The sequence below is a fragment of the Vineibacter terrae genome (assembly GCF_008039615.1).
GTDB classification, from domain to species: Bacteria; Pseudomonadota; Alphaproteobacteria; order Reyranellales; family Reyranellaceae; genus Vineibacter; species Vineibacter terrae.
On record NZ_VDUZ01000003.1, the window covers coordinates 88115 to 104761 of the forward strand.

General features: G+C 67.3%; 16 protein-coding genes. 8 read left to right on the plus strand and 8 right to left on the minus strand.

Annotation, left to right across the window (positions count from 1 at the left end):
• The first annotated feature begins 78 nt into the window (after nucleotides 1-78).
• Both FHP25_RS03500 and FHP25_RS03505 read left to right on the plus strand, forming a co-directional pair.
• Entirely contained in the window at nucleotides 79-960 is an 882-nt protein-coding gene (locus FHP25_RS03500; protein WP_147845511.1) for a helix-turn-helix transcriptional regulator, read from the plus strand.
• A gap of 33 nt (nucleotides 961-993) precedes the next feature.
• Entirely contained in the window at nucleotides 994-2154 is a 1161-nt protein-coding gene (locus FHP25_RS03505; RefSeq protein WP_147845512.1) for a uroporphyrinogen decarboxylase/cobalamine-independent methonine synthase family protein, read from the plus strand.
• Between the two features lie 27 nt (nucleotides 2155-2181).
• Here the strand turns inward: FHP25_RS03505 and FHP25_RS03510 are convergent, their stop codons facing one another.
• The 4 genes from FHP25_RS03510 to FHP25_RS03525 form a co-directional block, all read right to left on the minus strand.
• Nucleotides 2182-3483 (minus strand): MFS transporter, encoded by a 1302-nt coding sequence (locus FHP25_RS03510; RefSeq protein ID WP_178133253.1) that lies wholly within the window; start codon nucleotides 3481-3483, stop codon nucleotides 2182-2184.
• Between the two features lie 38 nt (nucleotides 3484-3521).
• Nucleotides 3522-4505, minus strand: coding sequence for a 2-hydroxyacid dehydrogenase (locus tag FHP25_RS03515; protein WP_147845514.1), 984 nt, complete (start codon nucleotides 4503-4505; stop codon nucleotides 3522-3524).
• Nucleotides 4506-4594: 89 nt separating this feature from the next.
• Nucleotides 4595-5494 (minus strand): polysaccharide deacetylase family protein, encoded by a 900-nt coding sequence (locus tag FHP25_RS03520; protein ID WP_147845515.1) that lies wholly within the window; start codon nucleotides 5492-5494, stop codon nucleotides 4595-4597.
• A 160-nt stretch (nucleotides 5495-5654) separates the two neighbouring features.
• Nucleotides 5655-6560 carry a polysaccharide deacetylase family protein gene (locus FHP25_RS03525; protein ID WP_218578152.1) on the minus strand — a complete coding sequence of 302 codons (906 nt, stop codon included), beginning with the start codon at nucleotides 6558-6560 and terminating at the stop codon, nucleotides 5655-5657.
• A gap of 439 nt (nucleotides 6561-6999) precedes the next feature.
• Between FHP25_RS03525 and FHP25_RS03530 the strand changes: the two genes are divergently transcribed.
• From FHP25_RS03530 to FHP25_RS03540, 3 genes are all read left to right on the plus strand, one after another.
• Nucleotides 7000-8196, plus strand: a complete 1197-nt coding sequence (locus tag FHP25_RS03530) for a pyridoxal phosphate-dependent aminotransferase (protein WP_147845517.1) — start codon at nucleotides 7000-7002, stop codon at nucleotides 8194-8196.
• 132 nt (nucleotides 8197-8328) lie between these two features.
• Nucleotides 8329-9096, plus strand: coding sequence for an ABC transporter ATP-binding protein (locus tag FHP25_RS03535; protein WP_147845518.1), 768 nt, complete (start codon nucleotides 8329-8331; stop codon nucleotides 9094-9096).
• Nucleotides 9093-9911, plus strand: a complete 819-nt coding sequence (locus FHP25_RS03540) for an ABC transporter permease (RefSeq protein ID WP_147845519.1) — start codon at nucleotides 9093-9095, stop codon at nucleotides 9909-9911. Before FHP25_RS03535 ends, FHP25_RS03540 begins: the two co-directional genes overlap by 4 nt.
• Nucleotides 9912-10026: 115 nt before the next feature.
• Here FHP25_RS03540 and mepA read toward each other — a convergent pair whose 3' ends face one another.
• Nucleotides 10027-10878 (minus strand): penicillin-insensitive murein endopeptidase, encoded by an 852-nt coding sequence (gene mepA, locus FHP25_RS03545; RefSeq protein WP_147845520.1) that lies wholly within the window; start codon nucleotides 10876-10878, stop codon nucleotides 10027-10029.
• Nucleotides 10879-11261: 383 nt separating this feature from the next.
• Nucleotides 11262-11867, minus strand: a complete 606-nt coding sequence (locus tag FHP25_RS03550; protein WP_147845521.1) for an HdeD family acid-resistance protein — start codon at nucleotides 11865-11867, stop codon at nucleotides 11262-11264.
• Between the two features lie 496 nt (nucleotides 11868-12363).
• Between FHP25_RS03550 and FHP25_RS03555 the strand changes: the two genes are divergently transcribed.
• Nucleotides 12364-12822, plus strand: a complete 459-nt coding sequence (locus tag FHP25_RS03555) for a carboxypeptidase-like regulatory domain-containing protein (RefSeq protein ID WP_147845522.1) — start codon at nucleotides 12364-12366, stop codon at nucleotides 12820-12822.
• Between the two features lie 475 nt (nucleotides 12823-13297).
• Here the strand turns inward: FHP25_RS03555 and FHP25_RS03560 are convergent, their stop codons facing one another.
• Nucleotides 13298-13774 carry a hypothetical protein gene (locus FHP25_RS03560; protein ID WP_178133254.1) on the minus strand — a complete coding sequence of 159 codons (477 nt, stop codon included), beginning with the start codon at nucleotides 13772-13774 and terminating at the stop codon, nucleotides 13298-13300.
• A 376-nt stretch (nucleotides 13775-14150) separates the two neighbouring features.
• Here FHP25_RS03560 and FHP25_RS03565 point away from each other — a divergent pair, with 376 nt between their 5' ends.
• Together FHP25_RS03565 and FHP25_RS03570 are read left to right on the plus strand one after the other, a co-directional pair.
• The gene (locus FHP25_RS03565; RefSeq protein WP_147845524.1) at nucleotides 14151-14990 is read left to right on the plus strand and encodes an enoyl-CoA hydratase/isomerase family protein; all 840 of its coding nucleotides are present in this window, start codon (nucleotides 14151-14153) and stop codon (nucleotides 14988-14990) included.
• A 1-nt stretch (nucleotide 14991) separates the two neighbouring features.
• On the plus strand, nucleotides 14992-15843 hold the full coding sequence (locus FHP25_RS03570) for a TauD/TfdA dioxygenase family protein (protein ID WP_147845525.1): 852 nt from the start codon (nucleotides 14992-14994) through the stop codon (nucleotides 15841-15843).
• 35 nt (nucleotides 15844-15878) lie between these two features.
• Here the strand turns inward: FHP25_RS03570 and FHP25_RS03575 are convergent, their stop codons facing one another.
• Nucleotides 15879-16643: a bestrophin-like domain gene (locus FHP25_RS03575; RefSeq protein ID WP_147845526.1), complete on the minus strand. Its 765-nt coding sequence runs from the start codon at nucleotides 16641-16643 to the stop codon at nucleotides 15879-15881.
• Nucleotides 16644-16647 lie beyond the last annotated feature (4 nt).

Genomic DNA, 16647 nt, shown 5'->3' on the forward strand with positions numbered 1-16647 from the left:
TTGTAGTGGAGGGCGGCCGGTGGCGATTGTACAAACGCGACAAGATGGCGTGTTCCCTGCCGCGCCGCGAAGCCGGGGATGATGATGTCGCAGGCGACAGTCAGCTTTCATCTGCCGGCGCCGGAGCTGCGCCATGCGATCTCGACCTACTACATCCTGCGTGTCGCGGGATCGGAGCCGGTCGAGGACATGGTCCATCCGGAATGGGCGAATGTGCGCCTGGTCCTGTCGGGAAAATGGCGGGCACGGTTGATTGGCCAGGCCGCGCAGCCGGTGCCGCCGGCCGCGATGAGCGGCGCGCTGGAGCGCGGCGCCGTGGTCCGGGGAACGCCGGGAATCCTGATCGGGGCGGGCCTCCTGCCGCAGGGCTGGGTCGAGCTGACGGATCAGCCGGCGAATGCCTTCGCCAATCGGCTGCGGCCGTTGTCAGACGCGCTGGGCAGCGGTGCTGACGACCTCCTGCCGGCCCTGCGTGCGGCAGCATCGGACGGCGATGCGCTGGCGATCCTGGATCGCTTCTTCACGGGCAAGCGGCGCCGGCCGTCGCCGGCAGCGCCGATCGTGCGCGACATCCATGCCGTCCTGGTCGACGCGGAGACAAGCTCGGTCGAGGATTGGGCGGACCAGGTCGGCGTGGTGCCGCGGCAGCTCGAGCGGCTGTGCCAGCGCTATCTCGGCCTGCGTCCCAGCCGCCTGCTGCGGCGTCAGCGGTTCCTGCGCACCCTGGCGGCCATCCGCGAGGTCAAGGCCGGCGGCTGGAGCGGACTGATCGATGATCACTATGTCGATCAGTCGCATTTCATCCGGGACTTCCACTATTTCCTCGACATGTCGCCCAGCGCCTATTTCGCGCGGCCGCAGCCCTTCATGCGCGAGGCCGGCGATCGGCGCAAAGCCCTGCTGGGATCGCCGGTGCAGGGCCTGCACGCGCCGGCCGCGGCTCAACGGCAAGCGCCATGATACGCTGGGGCGACACACGCCAGGGAGAAAGCGATGCACCTCAGCACCGATCGCATCCTGACAACGCATGTCGGCAGCCTGCCGCGATCGCCGGCGCTCACCGACCTGCTGATCCGCCAGGAGCGCGACGAGGCGATCGACACGGCGCTGCTGGCGCGCGAGGCGCAAGCGGCGGTCGCGGCGGTGGTCGAGCGGCAGATCGCGGCCGGCGTCGATATCATCAATGACGGTGAGCAGCCGCGGGTGGGCTTCCAGACCTATGTGCCGCAGCGCATGAAGGGCTTCGGCGGCGCCTCGAGCCGGCCATTCCCGACCGACTACCGCGACTTCCCGGACTTCGCCAAGGCCATGGCGTCGCGTTTCGCGCGGCGCTCGAAGGTGCGCGATGCGCCGCAGGCCATCGCCGAGGTGCGCTACGACGATCTGTCGGCGGCCGAAGCGGAATGCGCGCTGTTCGAGGCCGCGAGCGCCAAGCATGCCGGCCGCTATGTGGAGCGCTTCATGACCGCGGCGTCGCCCGGCATCATCGCCACCACGATGCTGAACGCCTGGTATGACAGCCACGAGAAGTACGTGTTCGCGCTCGCCCGCGAGATGCGGAAGGAATACGAGCTGATCGTGGCGCGGGGCTATGTGCTGCAGCTCGATGCACCCGACCTGGCGATGGAGCGGGTCGTGCTGTTCCAGGATAAGCCGCTGGCCGAGTTCCTGGCCGTCGTCGAGCTGCATGTCGCGGCGCTGAACGAGGCCCTGGCCAACATCCCGCGCGATCGCGTGCGGCTGCATTGCTGCTGGGGCAACTGGGAGGGCCCGCATGTGCACGACGTGCCCGTGGGCGAGATCCTGCCGCTGCTCTACCAGGCGCGTGTCGGCGGCCTCAGCCTTGAGTTCGCCAACCCGCGGCACCAGCATGAGTATGCCGAGCTGAAGCGGCAGAAGCTGCCGGCCGGGATGGTGCTGCTGCCGGGCGTGCTCGATTCGACCACCAACTACGTCGAGCACCCCGAGGTGGTGGCCAACCGCATCTGCGAGGCGGTGGCGGCGGTGGGCGACCGCACGCGGGTCATCGCCAGCACGGATTGCGGCTTCGGCACCTTCGCCGGCTACGAGTTCGTGGCACCCGACGTGGTCTGGGCCAAGCTGCAGGCCGCCGCCGAGGGCGCCCGCATCGCCACCAAGCGCCTATGGGGGTGAACAGGCCCGGCCATAAGACGCCCCGGGTCAGGCCGGCTTCGGGCGCACGATGCGGTGGATCTGGCCGGCCACCGCCCGCACCTTGCGCGGGGAAGCGAACCAGATCGCGATCGCGGAGATCACGCTCAGCCCGGCCGAGATCCAGAAGCCCGGGGCGTAGCTGCCGGCGACATCGTAGATGATGCCGGTCAGCCACGGGCCGGCGGCGCCGCCGCCGATCATCAGCAGCATCACGGTGCCGAAGATCACACCATAATGGCGGCCCTGGAAGATCTCGGCCACGATCGCGCCCATCACCGAGGTGTAGCCGTAGCCCAGCGCCCCCTGGGCCACCACCATCAGCCACAGCAGCGCCGGCGAGGGCAGGTGCTCCATCGCGATCAGCGCCAGGTAGCAGATCACGAAGCCGACGCAGGCCACCGTCCATACCCACTCGCGGCCGATCCGGTCCGATATATGGCCCAGCGCGATCTGGCCGGGCACGGCCACCAGGCTGACGGCGCCCAGCGCCCAGGCGGCGTCGGAGGTCGAGAAGCCGATCTCGACCAGGTACTTGGTCTGGTGCACCTGGACCGCGTACCAGGCATAGAGGCCGCTGATATAGGCCACGGCGATCCACCAGAACCGGCTGGTGCGCAGCGCCCGCGCCAGGGTCCAGTCGATGGCGGCCCAGGCCGGGTCGACGATATTGGCCGCCGGCCCGGCCGTGGTCGCGCCCGGGCTGTGGGCGTCGCCGTCCGGCCGCAGCCCGAGATCCTCGGGCCGGCGCCACAGCAGCAGGTTCAGCGGCGCCAGCACCACCAGCACCACCACGCCCAGCGTCCAGCAGGCGGTGCGCCAATCGGTGCGGTCCATGAACGCCTGCATCCAGGGCAGCAGCACGATCGAGCCGACACCGACGCCGGCGAACGCCAGGCTCAGCGCCAGGCCGCGGCGGCGCACGAACCAGTTGGGCAGGAACAACGACTGTCCGGTGTAGCCCAGGCAGATGCTGCCGCCGCCCACCAGCACGCCGAGCGTGGCATAGAGATGCCAGGGCTGGGTGACGTAGCTGGCCAGCAGCAGCCCGGCGCCCATCAGCACGACGCCCAGCTCCATCACCACCTTCGGGCCGCGCCGGTCCATCAGCCAGCCCAGCGCCGGGCTGAGCGCTGCCGAGACGAGGAAGCCGAAGGAGAACGCGCCGGCGACCACGCCACGCTGCCAGCCGAACTCGCCCAGGATCGGCGGCAGCAGCAGCGAGAACGCGGTGCGGGCGTTGACACCCAGCGCCATGGTCACGAAGACGACGGCGACGATGATCCAGCCGTAGAAGAAGGGCAGGCGCACGATGGGGTTCCTATTCGCTTGTCGTCATCATACGGCGATCAGGCGGCTTGCGGCGCGATCAAGTTCACCGGCCTCTCGCCTCGCGCAACACGCTGGATGTTTTCCGCGATGATCGCGGCCCGCGCATCCAGCATGCCCTCGGTCCATCCCGACACGTGCGGTGTCATCAGCACGTTGGGCAGGGTGTGGAACGGCTGCCGGCTGGGCAAGGTTGGGCCGGCGCCGGCCGGATAGCGCCACCAGACATCGAGCGCGGCGCCGGCGATGCGGCCTTCCGCCAGCGCGCGGTACAGCGCGTCCTCGTCGATGATCTCGGCGCGCGCCACGTTGATCAGGATCGAAGATGGCTTCATCAGCGCCAGCTCGGGCGCGCCCAGCAGGCCGCGCGTCTCTTGGTTGAGCGACAGCGTGACGGCCAGGTAGTCGGCGCATGCCAGCAGCTCGGGCAGCGACTGCGGGCCGCCGAGGAAGCTCAGCGTTTCGTCGGCGCCACCCGACACGTCGCGCCGCAGCGCGCGCACGTCCATGTCGAAGGCGCGGGCGCGCCGTGCCAGGGCCTGGCCGATATGGCCGTAGCCCAGGATGCACAGCGTCTTGCCGGCCAGCTCCGGCCATGGCGGTGGCGGCGGCGCGTCCGTCGCCCATTGGCTGTCCCAGGCGCCCGTGCGCAGGCGCGCATCGAGCCGGCCGAAGCTGCGCTGCGTGGCGAGCATCGCGCCGATGATGTATTCGGCGATCCCGGTATCGTGGCCATAGGCGTTGGCGAGCCACGTGGCGGCCGGCAGCGCGGAGCGGTCGATGCGGTCGAGGCCGGCGCCGGGCACCTGAACGAGCTTCAGTCGGCTTGCGGCAGCGCCCATCGCGCGATTGAAGGCCAACGTCACCAGCATGTCGACACCCGGCAGGTGGGCCACGATGCCGGCCTCGTCATCGACGACGATGTCGTAGCCGGCGCCCAGGCGCTGCCGCACCTGGGGCGCAAGGCTGGCGGCGAATGTTCCGGCGAAGGCGATCTGCGGCATCGGGTGAGCTCACGACCTGGCTGCCGGCATATTGGACCCCGATGCGGCGGCTTCAATTACGTGCCAGGTTATAAGCGATGCCGACCTCCTTACCGCGGCGCGGCATGGTTGAAGGCATCGACGATCTCGCTGGCGGTCGCCTGCCAGACCTGGGGCCGGCTCGTGATCCGCTCGAGCGCGGCGTCGAGATAGGCGATGCGGTGGGCCATGCCGATCAGCCAGGGATGCAGCGCCAGGCAGAAGACGCGGCCGCCCTCGGCATGCAGGCCGTCGAACGCCTCGCCGACGATGTCGGGATAGCGCGGCATCGTCAGCCGGCGCAGCAGCAGGAGCTGCACGTCGTCCCATTCCGGCTGCGCCGGCAGCGAGACGAACCGCCTGTCCAGGGTCATGGTGTAGGGCTGGTCGTCGTTGGGCCAGTCGGCTACGAAATCGAGCCCTGCCTCGGCCAGCAGCCGCGGCGTGCGCTGCGATTCGCCGTGGTCCTGCCCGTGCCAGCCGCGCGGCCGCTTGCCGGTGGTGCGGCCCAGCGTGTCGAGCGCATCGCGGATGGCGGCGCGCTCCTCTTCCTCGCTCATCCTGGCGGTCAGCATGCGCGTGGCATGGCTGCCATGGCCGATGAACTCGTAGCCGCGCCGCCGGCACTGCTCGACGAGGTAGGGATAGCGCTTGGCTGCCGCGCTGTTGAGCGCGACGGTCGCCTTGATGCCGTGGCGGTCGAGCACATCCAGGACACGGAAGATGGCGACGCGGTTGCCGTATTCGCGCTGCGTCCAGGTGCGGTAGTCGGGCTCGTAGCTGCCGTACTCGCCCACGAAGCGCGGGTCACGATGCGCGCCGGGCGGCGGCTGCAGCTCCCAGTGCTCGATCGCCAGCATCACCCAGAACGCGATGCGGTTGCCGTTGGGCCACGCCAGCGCCGGCCGCCGGTCGATGGGCGAGAACGTGTAGTAGGGGTTGTCCATGCCCGAGGGGATGCGGTCGGTCATGGCAGATCACTCCTTCCCCGCTTGCGGGGAAGGTGGCCGAAGGCCGGATGGGGAGCCGACGTGGTCTCTCGATAGGAGACACCGCGTCGGCTCCCCTCCGCCCCTTCGGGGCACCTCCCCACGCTGTCGCGTGGGGAGGGACGTATGTAGTCCGACCCGCTCATGCCTCGCCTCCCAGGTGCTGGCGGTAGGGGGCGAGCCCGTGCGCGATGTACCAGTCGGCGATCTCGGCGCCCGTGGTGATCCAGGCGTCGCTGTGGCTGCGGATATAGGCCAGCGCCCGGTCGAGATGCTTCACCCGGTGCGGCGCGCCCATCATGTAGGGATGCAGCGCGATGCACATCACGCGCGGCTGCGTGGCGCCTTCGCGATAGACCGTGTCGAAATGGTCGATGATCATCTGCGCGAACTCGGCGGCCTCCAGCGGCTGGCGATAGATCAGCGCATCGTTGATATCCATCGAGTAGGGGATGCTGATCAGGTTGCCGCTGCGCACGCGGATCGGCGTCGGCTGGTCGTCGTGGTAGAAGTCGCAGTAGTAGGTGATGCCGGCCTCGGCCACGAGGTCGGGCGTGTTGGCGGTGAAGGACACGGCGGGCGAGAACCAGCCGCGCAGCTTGCGCCCGGTGAGGCGCTCGTGGATCTCGCAGCAGCGTGCGATCGCGGCACGCTCCTCGTCCTCGCCGTAGTTCCAGTGGTAGCGCGTGTTGTAGAGGCCGTGCGACATGTACTCCCAGCGCCGCGCCTCCATCGCCTCCAGGATCTCGGGATACATCTCGATCACGGACAGCGACAGCGACACGGTGCAGCGGATGGCGTGCCTGTCCAGCACCTCGAACATGCGCCACAGGCCGACGCGGTTGCCGTAGTCGCGCCCGCCATAGCCCAGCACGTCGGGATGCGGCTGCCGCGGCCAGGGATCGCGCACGCGCACCTCGGCCGGGATGTACTCATAGTGCTCGATGTTGGGCACGACCCAGACCGCGACGCGCGCATTGTCGGGCCATGCCAGCTTCGGCCGCTCGATGATCGGCGAGTAGGTGAAGCGTTGTTCGGGGTCGATCATTGTCCTCATACGCTAGCACGTGAGCGAGGGGGTGCCAGCCGGCTGTGCCAGCTTGTGTCCCGACGCACGGGAGAAAAGTTGATGCCGGATTTACCGGGAACGCAATTCATCAGCGTTTGCAGAGGCTTGGCCGGCTGCTGCCGACTACCGGAAATTACCGGAAACCTGGGTCGGCTATCGGTGGAAGGTGAGTCGGGCGACTGTCATCCCTCGCTGCGCTCGGGATGACGGATGTATCAGCGACCTGCGATTCGCAGCACTCGATGCTCTGATGATATCCATACACCATTCTCGACTGGAGATCAATTTTTCTGTGCAAGGGCGCCCATGGCCCCGGCGGTTGTGCGCCTGCCTTGAGATAACCCCCGACCCCTGACATAGTGCGGCCCTTCGCCTCGACGAGGCTTAGGCCAAGTCATTGATAGAGCGAGATTTTTTGATGCTCCCCTCGCGTGCGTTCCTGCCCGGCGCCAAGGCCCCGATCAGCGGCCACATCGCCGACATCCCGACCTCGAGGATCGGCGATGTCGCGGCCGTCGGGCGCGGCAATCCCGACGTGATCCCGCTGTGGTTCGGCGAGGGCGACCTGCCGACGCCGCGCTTCATCTGCGATGCCGCCGAGCGCGCCATGCAGGCCGGCGAGACCTTCTATACCTGGCAGCGCGGCATCCCGGAGCTGCGCGACGCGATCGCGCGCTACACCGGCGCGCTCTACGGCATCGACTGTGGCGCCGAGCGCATCACCGTCACCGGCTCGGGCATGCAGGCCATCATCCTGACCTGCCAGGCGCTGATCGACCCCGGCGACAACATCGTGGTCGTCTCGCCGGTATGGCCCAACATCGTCTCGGCGCTCAGCATCGTGCGCGGCATCAGCAAGCCGGTGCTGCTGGAGCGCGCCGACGGGGTGAACTGGTCGCTCGACCTCGACAAGCTGTTCGACGCCGTCGACGAGCGCACGCGCGCCATCTTCGTGAACTCGCCCAGCAACCCGACCGGCTGGACCATGCCGTCGGCGCAGCAGAAGGCGATCCTGGAGTTCGCGCGTGCCCGCGGTATCTGGGTGATGGCCGACGAGGTCTATGCCCGCATCGTCTACAACGCGCCGCACGCGCCGTCTTTCCTCGAGCACGCCGCGCCCGACGATCCGCTGATCGTGCTGCAGAGCTTTTCCAAGCCCTGGGCGATGACCGGCTGGCGGCTGGGCTGGATCACCTCGCCCGACAGCCTCGGCGAGGAGATCGCCAAGCTGCTGCAGTTCAACCTCAGCGGCTCGCCGGCCTTCCTGCAGCGCGGCGCGGTGGCGGCGATCGAGCATGGCGACGACTTCGTGAGGTCGATGGTGGACCGCTGCCGTGCCGGCGGCGAGCTGGTCTTCCAGCGCCTGTCGGCGCTGCCGCAGGTCAAGGTGGCGCGTCCGGAGGCGGCGTTCTATGCCTTCTTCTCGGTCGACGGCATCAGCGACAGCCTGGCCTTTGCCAAGAAGCTGGTCACCGACCACCAGGTCGGGATCGCGCCCGGCGTCGCCTTCGGCCCGGGCGGCGAGGGCAATTTCCGCCTGTGCTTCGCCTCCGGCACCGAGCGGCTGAGCGCGGCGATGGACCGCATCGAGGCCGGCATCCGCGCGGCCTCGTGACACCAATACCGTCATCCCGAGCGCAGCGAGGAATCTCCCGCGAGCGGAGCCTCGATCCTCAGGAGATCCCTCGCTGCGCTCGGGATGACACTATCGGACGGAATGACAGGCTGCTCGGAACTGGATGAACCCATGTACGCCGTCCTCGATGTGCGCAACCTGCGCAAGGTGTACGACAAGATCGTCGCCGTCGACGATCTGACGTTCGCCGTGCCCGGCGGCGCCGTGCTGGGCCTGCTGGGCGGCAACGGTGCGGGCAAGACCACCACCATCTCCATGCTGCTGGGCCTGCTGGTGCCGACCTCGGGCCAGATCCGCATCCTGGGCGAGGACATGCTGCGCCATCGCTTCCGCGTGCTGCCGCGCATGAATTTGTCGTCGCCTTATGTCGACCTGCCGCACCGCCTGACCGCGCGCCAGAACCTCACCGTCTACGGCCGGCTGTACGGCGTGCCTGACCTCGCCAGGCGGATCGACGCGCTGGCCGGCCAGCTCGACCTCGTGGACCATCTCGACCGGCCGTTCGGACACCTCTCGTCGGGGCAGAAGACGCGGGTCACCCTGGCCAAGGCGCTGGTCAACACCCCGTCCGTGCTGCTGCTGGACGAGCCGACCGCGTCGCTCGATCCGGACACGGCCGACTGGGTGCGGACGCTGCTGAAGGATTACCAGCGCCAGACCGGCGCCACGATCCTGCTGGCGTCGCACAACATGCAGGAGGTCGAGCGCCTGTGCGATGACGTGATCCTGATGCAGACCGGCCGGGTCTTCGACCGCGGCTCGCCAGCCGAGCTGATCGCGCGCTTCGGGCGCGAGAGCATGGAAGAGGTGTTCCTCGACATGGCGCGCGGCCGCGGCCGCAGCATCGAGGCGCTGCGCAAGGTGGAGGCGGTGCGATGACGACGGCCGCGGCGGCGAGCGGATCGCCGCTGACCCGGGTGGCGGCCCTGGTGCTGCGCCACTGGTATATCTTGCGCGGCTCGTGGCTGCGCATCCTGGAGCTCGCCTACTGGCCGGCCGTCCAGATGGTGATGTGGGGCTTCCTCAGCGAGTTCCTGGCGCGGCAGACCAGCTACGTGGCCCAGGCCTTCGGCGTCCTGCTGTCGGGCATGCTGCTGTGGGATGTGCTGGTGCGCGGCCAGCTCGGGCTCTCGATCTCGTTCCTGGAGGAGATGTGGTCGCGCAATCTCGGCCATCTCTTCGCCAGCCCGCTGCGGCCGATCGAGTTCGCTGCCGGCATCGTTACCATGAGCCTGATCCGCACCGTCGTCGGCATGGTGCCGGTGACGATCCTCACCATCGCCTTCTTCGGCTTCTCGATCTACTCCCTGGGCTGGCCGCTGCTGGTGTTCTTCTTCGCGCTGCAGATGTTCGGCTGGGGCGTGGGGCTGGCGATCTCGGGCATGGTGCTGCGCAAGGGGCTGGGCGCCGAGACCTTCGCCTGGGCCGCGGTCTTCATCCTGCTGCCGGTGAGCGGCGTGTACTACCCCATCGCCGTGCTGCCGGCCTGGCTGCAGCCGGTCGCCTGGGCGTTGCCGCCGGCCTATGTCTTCGAAGGCATGCGCGCGGTGCTGGCCAACCACGCCGTGCGGCCGGAGCTGCTGGCCGGCGCGCTGGCGCTCAGCGTGGTGTACCTCGTGCTCGGGTTCGGCTGCTTCATGTGGCTCTTCAACGGCGCCCGCCGCAAGGGCCTGCTGTCGACCCAGGGGGAGTGACTTTTGTGAACCGCGCGCGTCCACGCGCGCACTCGCCTGGAGCGAAAGCGGAGGGCGATTTCAGCTGTTCGCCGCTTCGCGCCGATGCGGGCGTGGACGCCCGCGGTCCGAAAAATCAAGGCGCGTGCAGCACCGACAGGCAGGAAGCGGGATAGCGCGGCGGACGCGGCTTGGGCGGCGGCGTCGTCACGGGCGGCCGGGGCGGCGGCGGCACGAACCAGTCGTCGAGCGACTTGCCGCAACCGTCACCGGCCGGCACCGGTGCCTGGCGCACGCATTCCGGGCTATCGGGCGGGCACACGAGGCGCACATGGAAATGCTCGTTGTGGAAGTACCAGGGCGTGATCTTGTGCAGCCAGGATCGGTCGCCCGTCACGGTCTGGCACAGCTGCCGCTTGATCCACTTGTTGACGAAGATGCGGTCGACCAGGGGATGCTCCGACGCCAGGCGCAGCAGCGTGGCATGGCCAGGCTGCCATACCGACTCGTCGATGCCGCTGTCATCCGGCAGGGTCAGCGAGCGCAGCACCGGCTGCTCGCGCGCGGCCGCGGCCAGGCGCGGCTTGGGCGACAGCTCGAACCAGATGTCGACATCGAGCCCGACCTGGTGGCTGGCATGGCCGAAGCCCATGCGTCCGCCCCGGGGTTGTGAGATGTCGCCGATATAGACAGGGCCCAGCCGGCTGGCCTGTACCCGCTGCCCGAACTCCTGCACGAAGCGGATCAGGCTGTTGTGGCCCCAGTAGCGGTTGCGGCTGATGCGGATCACCTCGTAGCCCGGCCCCTCGAAAGGCAGGGGCACGGCGCCCGAGATGCAGCCAGCGGCATAGCTGCCGATGACGCGGGCCGGGCCGGTGCTGGGCGCGGACAGCGAGGCGAAGGAAAGCTCGCTCTGGGCCGAGGCAGCGGCCGGACAGGCCAAGGCGAGGATCGAGGCAAGAACTACCCGAACTGTACGCGACATCATGGGCGACCCTGGAAATCGGCATGCGCGCCATGCCGCTGCGACCGCCGGCCAGTATAGCGGAAGGCCGCAAGGGGGGCCACAGGGTCGCGGCGGCGTGTCGTAGGCCGAGGAGTTGTCCGGGTTGGGTAGCAGACGGGTTCCAGGTCGATGAGCTGGCGGGTGGGCCGACTATCCAACAGGTGGTACGGACAGAGGCCGCGCCTTCATGATTGACGATGATCATGCAGCAGGCCGTCGTCTCTGTGGCGACGGCCTGTCTTCCCGCGGGTGGCTTCGGGCCGGCTATGGAACTAACGTCGATTGGTGCCGTTTTCAGCTACCACAAGGTGCGGCGCCCCCCATGAGCATCCACTTTGGGAAATCGTGCAAGGCGGCGATTGCTTTCATGTGGGCGGTGGAGGAGAAGGTTGGTCGGGCCCACTCCGCCTTGTCTGCCAGGCGAGGTATCCAATTGCTGCGCCGACGCTGATAAGCTTGATCCCAAGCATGAGCCCAATCAACCACAGCGCCGTCACCGGCAGACTGGCCCACAGCAACCCCGCGAGCAGAATGCCGACAAGTCCGCTTGCCAGCACCCAGGCCCAGTTGGGAAACGGCCGGATCGTGAGCGCGAAGACCACCTTCGAGATGCCTTCGATCATAAAGAAGACGATCAGGAGCAGGGTGATCGTCAGCAGCCCCTGTTCCGGGTCGCGCAGGAACAGCAAGCCGATCAGCACGGCAAGGATGAGGGAGATGAGCTGAAGCCAGAAATGTGGCGCATGGCGGGCGCCGATCAGGCTGACGCCTTGAACGATTCCGCTGATGACCAAAAGCCACCCGAGCAGGACGATCACCGCCACGGATGAGATCACAGGGTAGATGATCGCCAGGGCCCCGGCCGCGACCAGCATCGCTCCCTGGATCAGATACCAGAGCGAGTGCCGCTTGACGGTTTCGCGCATCGCCTCCCGAAAAGCTTCCGCGGCGGCATCCAGTGACATTGGCATGGCCGACCCTCCGGTATGGGTTTTGGCTGCGATCGCTTCTTCCCGCACATTTCGGCGCGCCGCGCCGTTGGCGGCAGGGCATCGCGTCGGCTTGCACCTTTCACCCGTTCGGCCAACATGCCTGACGCGCGTGGAAACCACAAACCTCCAACGAAGTCACCTTGCCGACCAGCCGCCCTTGCGCCTCGATCGGCCCCCTCGGAGGAGGCAGTCATCCGGGTCGCGGCGAAGTCGGTGGTCCGCGGAATGCGCGTACTTTTCGCTGATCGTTCTGCCGAAGGGCTAGTCTTAGCCTAACCCGGCTTCCAGGCACCCACCCTGTCACGTCCTTGTGGGGCCTCACGGGCGTCGCGGCAGACACGCTTGGGGTCGAACGACCGCTCGTTTCCTCGGTCATCTCGGAACCTTCCCAGCCGGAGCACGTTTTTATCACCGTCTCGACGCGCCGTGGCGGTCATGCCGGCAAGCCTGCACGCACGGCGTGAAGGAGGAAAACATGACCAAGATAGCGCAGCTCACGATGGTTGTCGGCCTGCTGGCAGCGCCAACGGTGCCGGCGCTAGGTCAGATGGACCGAGACTACCGAGGGTACGACCAGTATGAAGCCATGCGCACCCGCCCGATCGAACACCGGCAGGGCAGCGTGACGTTCATCACCGGGGGTGTTGGCAGGGACGAGGCCGCCGCCTTTCGGGCGTCCATGTCGCGCTATGCGCTGGGTCTTGAGTTTGCGCGGGCGGGCGCACCCCATGGCGCCTTCCTGGCAGATGTGCATGTCAGCGTGATCAACAACCGCGGACGCACGGTGCTGCAAACCGTCGCAGAGGGGCCGTTCCTGCTGGCTGACCTGCTGACCGGCACCTACACCATCCGCGCCTCTTTCAACGGTCAAGTGAAGACACAGACTGTGACCATCCTGCCGGATCTGCATCAGCATTTGAGCTTCGTGTGGTAGCCTTCCAGTCTGAAAGACCGCGTCAGGACGATCGGAGCGCAAGGTCTGGAGTGTTTCACGTTTCAATGGAAGCGTACCCGGCGTTGGCGAAGCAGTTGGCGCACTCGTCGGACCGGAAGGTCGCGACGAGGCTGCTGAGCTGTCGCCGGGTATCGTCGAGGACGCGGGAACGCCGAGCTGGACCGCTCCTGGTCGGTAACGGCGCCGCCGGCACGCTGACGGTCCAGAACGGCGGCGCCGTCACAAGCAGTCCGGCCTCCATTGGCATTTCCGGCCCGACCGCGGTCGTGACAGTGGATGGCCAGGATCGTCCTGGACAGATGCCGACACACTCGGCATCGGCGTCACAAGCAGCGGCACGCTGACGATATGTGGTGGACCATCGGCGATGTCGGACATGGCGGCGTTGTCGGTGGCATAGCGGACATCAAACGCGCCGTGATCCGCGGCGCCTTGAGTTACGAGCACACGCCCTTCAGGGACATGCCCTGTCGTCATGATCTCCCTGGAATTTGGTGTAGCCGGCCTTGAATTCGAATACGTCTCCTGCCTCTATGCCGCCGATTGTTCCAGATTTCCCGGCGATCTTGCGACCCCAGTGCACGACTTCGTGCAAAAGGGTTCTCTCGAAATTGCGGGCGTTGTAGGGGGCGTTGTATCGCTCCAGATCCTGAGCAACATTCCAGTTGACGAAGACTTTGTTCAGGTCGGCAGGATCGCAGTCGCCTGAATACAGTCCGCCGACACGACGATCCCATACGCCGTTGCTTACCAGCTTGACGATATTCACTCTGGGATAGGTGCCGGCACTCAGAGCTTTCGTACCGAGCGCATCACTCTCGATGCACTCCAGCAGTGCTGAACGGACCCGTTCGGAGAGCTTTCCGCCTACGATTCGCAATCGAATGACGGAGGCGCATCTGGGAAACTGCGCGTCCTGAAAGAACATCATGACTGCTCCTCCACGCGGCCTCATCGACCATCCGGCTCTCATCCGCGACCCGACCGATCGCACGCGATAGATCCGGCGGTTGCAGAACTCGGTGGACGATCATGCCAGGTGAGTTTGCACGCGCCGCCCGCGGCGTCTATCCAGTCCTGGCAGAGCCTATCCGTCGGTTGCCGATTTCGAACGAGTGCTCCCCTCTACGGCCCGGGTTTGGGTCGCTGGACTGAGGGAAGCCAATCATGTCGCGTCAGGCCGGGCGGCCGAAGCGCATCGGATGGTGGCGTCGCCGCTGACGCCACCGCAGCGGGTCATAGCTGCTAAGTGGTTGAAAACAGGGACCACAATTGCTTCGGTATGACCGGTCATCTAGACTCCGGCCATGTCCGAGTTTCCCGTTTACGAGACCATCCTGCTGGCACGGACCGCCGATGTCGCGCGGCTGACGTTGAACCGGCCGCAGCGGCGCAACGCGCTCACGCATGCCATGATGCAGGAGATCGGCGACGCCGTCGCCCGGGTGGCCGCCGACGCCTCGATCCGCGTGCTGGTGCTGCGCGGCAGCGGCGGCGCCTTCAGCGCCGGTGGCGACATCAGCGCCATGACCGCCATGCCGCCCCCGCCGCCGGATGGGCAGGCCGATCCCCTGGTGGCCCCGTACCGGCTGTTCGGCGATGTGCTGCTGGCGCTCAACGCGCTCACGATCCCGGTCATCGCCATCGTCGAAGGGCCGGCGGTGGGCGGCGGCTTCGGGATGGCTTGCTGCGCCGATGTCGTGATCCTGCTGCAGAGCGCCCGGTTCGGCATTCCCGAGCCGCGCACCGGCTTCATCCCGTCGCAGGTGCTGCCCTTCATCGCGCGCCGGATCGGCGAGGGGCCGCTGCGCGAGCTGGCCGTCACCGGCCGCGTGATCGACGCCCAGGAGGCGCTGGCGCTCGGCATCGGCCGCCATCTGTGCCAGACGCACGATCAGGTCAATGCCACTTTGCACGCCGTGATCGCCGATATCCGCCGCAACTCGCCGGCGGCCCTGGCCGCGGTCAAGCGGCTGGTGATGGCCTGCGCGGCCAGGACCGATGCCGAGGTGCTCGACGCGGCCGCCGTCGAGCTGGTCGCCTTGCTGCGCCGGCCCGACACGCAGGCCGGCATGCAGGCGTTCCTGAGCAAGCAGACACCGCCATGGGCCGTAGCCGATGTGCCGCCCGGCGATGGGAGGGAATGAGATGACCCAACGGGTTCTGCGCAATTTCCGGCATATCGAGGTGCAGCCGATCGCCGGCGCCCTGGGCGCCGAGCTGCATGGCGTCGACCTGGCGCGCGACCTCGACGACGATGTCGTCGCCGAGATCCGCCAGGCGTGGCTCGACCACCTCGTCGTGTTCTTTCGCGGCCAGGCGCTGACGCCGGCGCAGCAGGTCGCGTTCGCGCGCCGCCTGGGCGAGCCGATGGAGTATCCGCAGCTCAAGGGCCTGCCCGAGGAGCCGCTGATCACGCCGGTGATGAAGCTGGAGCACGAGCGCACCAATTTCGGCGGCGTCTGGCACTCCGACACGACCTATCTGGAGCGCCCGCCGATGGCGAGCATGCTCTACGCCAAGGAGATCCCGCCCTACGGCGGCGATACCGAGTTTGCCAATCAGTACCTGGCCTACGAAGCATTGTCCGACGGCCTGCGCCGCATCCTCGACGGCCTGGTCGGCATCAGCTCCTCGCTCAAGGCCGATGCGTCCAAGACGCGCGAGGACCGATTGAAGGCGGCGGGCGAGGCGCAGAAGACGCTGATCGCCGAGCATCCCGTCGTGCGCACCCACCCCGAAACCGGGCGCAAGGCGCTTTATCTCAATACCGGCCACACGACTCAGTTCAAGGACTGGACGGTGAAGGAAAGCCAGCCGCTGCTCGACTTCCTGTTCCAGCATCAGGTGCGGCCGGAATTCACCTGCCGGTTCCGCTGGCAGGCGGGTTCGCTGGCGCTCTGGGACAACCGCTGCGCCATGCACAACCCGATCAACGACTACCACGGCTATCGCCGCATCCTGCATCGCATCACGCTGGCGGGCGACCGGCCGGTGTAAGGAACCCTGCACCGGGTGCAACCGGTGTCCTGAAATCACGGCTTCATTGACGCAAGCTGATCGATATACGGCTGGTAGCTGGCGCGGATGAGCCCGTAGTGCGGCCGATCCAAATCTATGGTCATCCAGAAGGCCGTCGCGGTTATGGCACAGAACAGGCCGTTGAGGACCGGATAGCGACGCTTCTTCAGGCCGTTGCCGTAGCCGACCAGGACAAACCCGAGCACGGCGATTGCAACGAGCAGGCCCAGGACGAGCATCGGGATGTGCCGTCGCGATGCGGACAAATGGGTGGTGTGAAGGTCGATGAGGTCGTTGAACGGCGGCAGCACGACGAGCATGAGCTGTGGATCTCCGGCCACCCCCTTCAAGACGGCATCCCACATCCTCGTATGGTGCTGCGATGCCCTGGCGATCACCCGATCCATCTCGGCCTGATCCTGCGATTGCATGATGGCAATACGATCGGCCGTGTATTGCCGCAGGGTCTCCTGCAGATCCGAGCGTTGCGGCTCGGGCAGGACCATCGTGCGCAAATACGCGGTCCCGATCGCGTTGGCTTCCTTCACGATCATGTCCAGCCGGTCGATATAGCGGGAGCCGGCACCGGAGAAGGCAAAGCCGATCAGGAAGGTCAGCAACGCCAATGCCGCGCCGCGGATCACGCTCAGCTGTGACGTGAAGTCCTCATCCCTGGCACCGCTCCTGCGGCCGATGAGATACCCCACTTCCAACGCGGCGATGGTGATCAGGAACAGACCGACAGCGACGACTGCCGGCAACGAAAGGATGGCTTGCAACTTC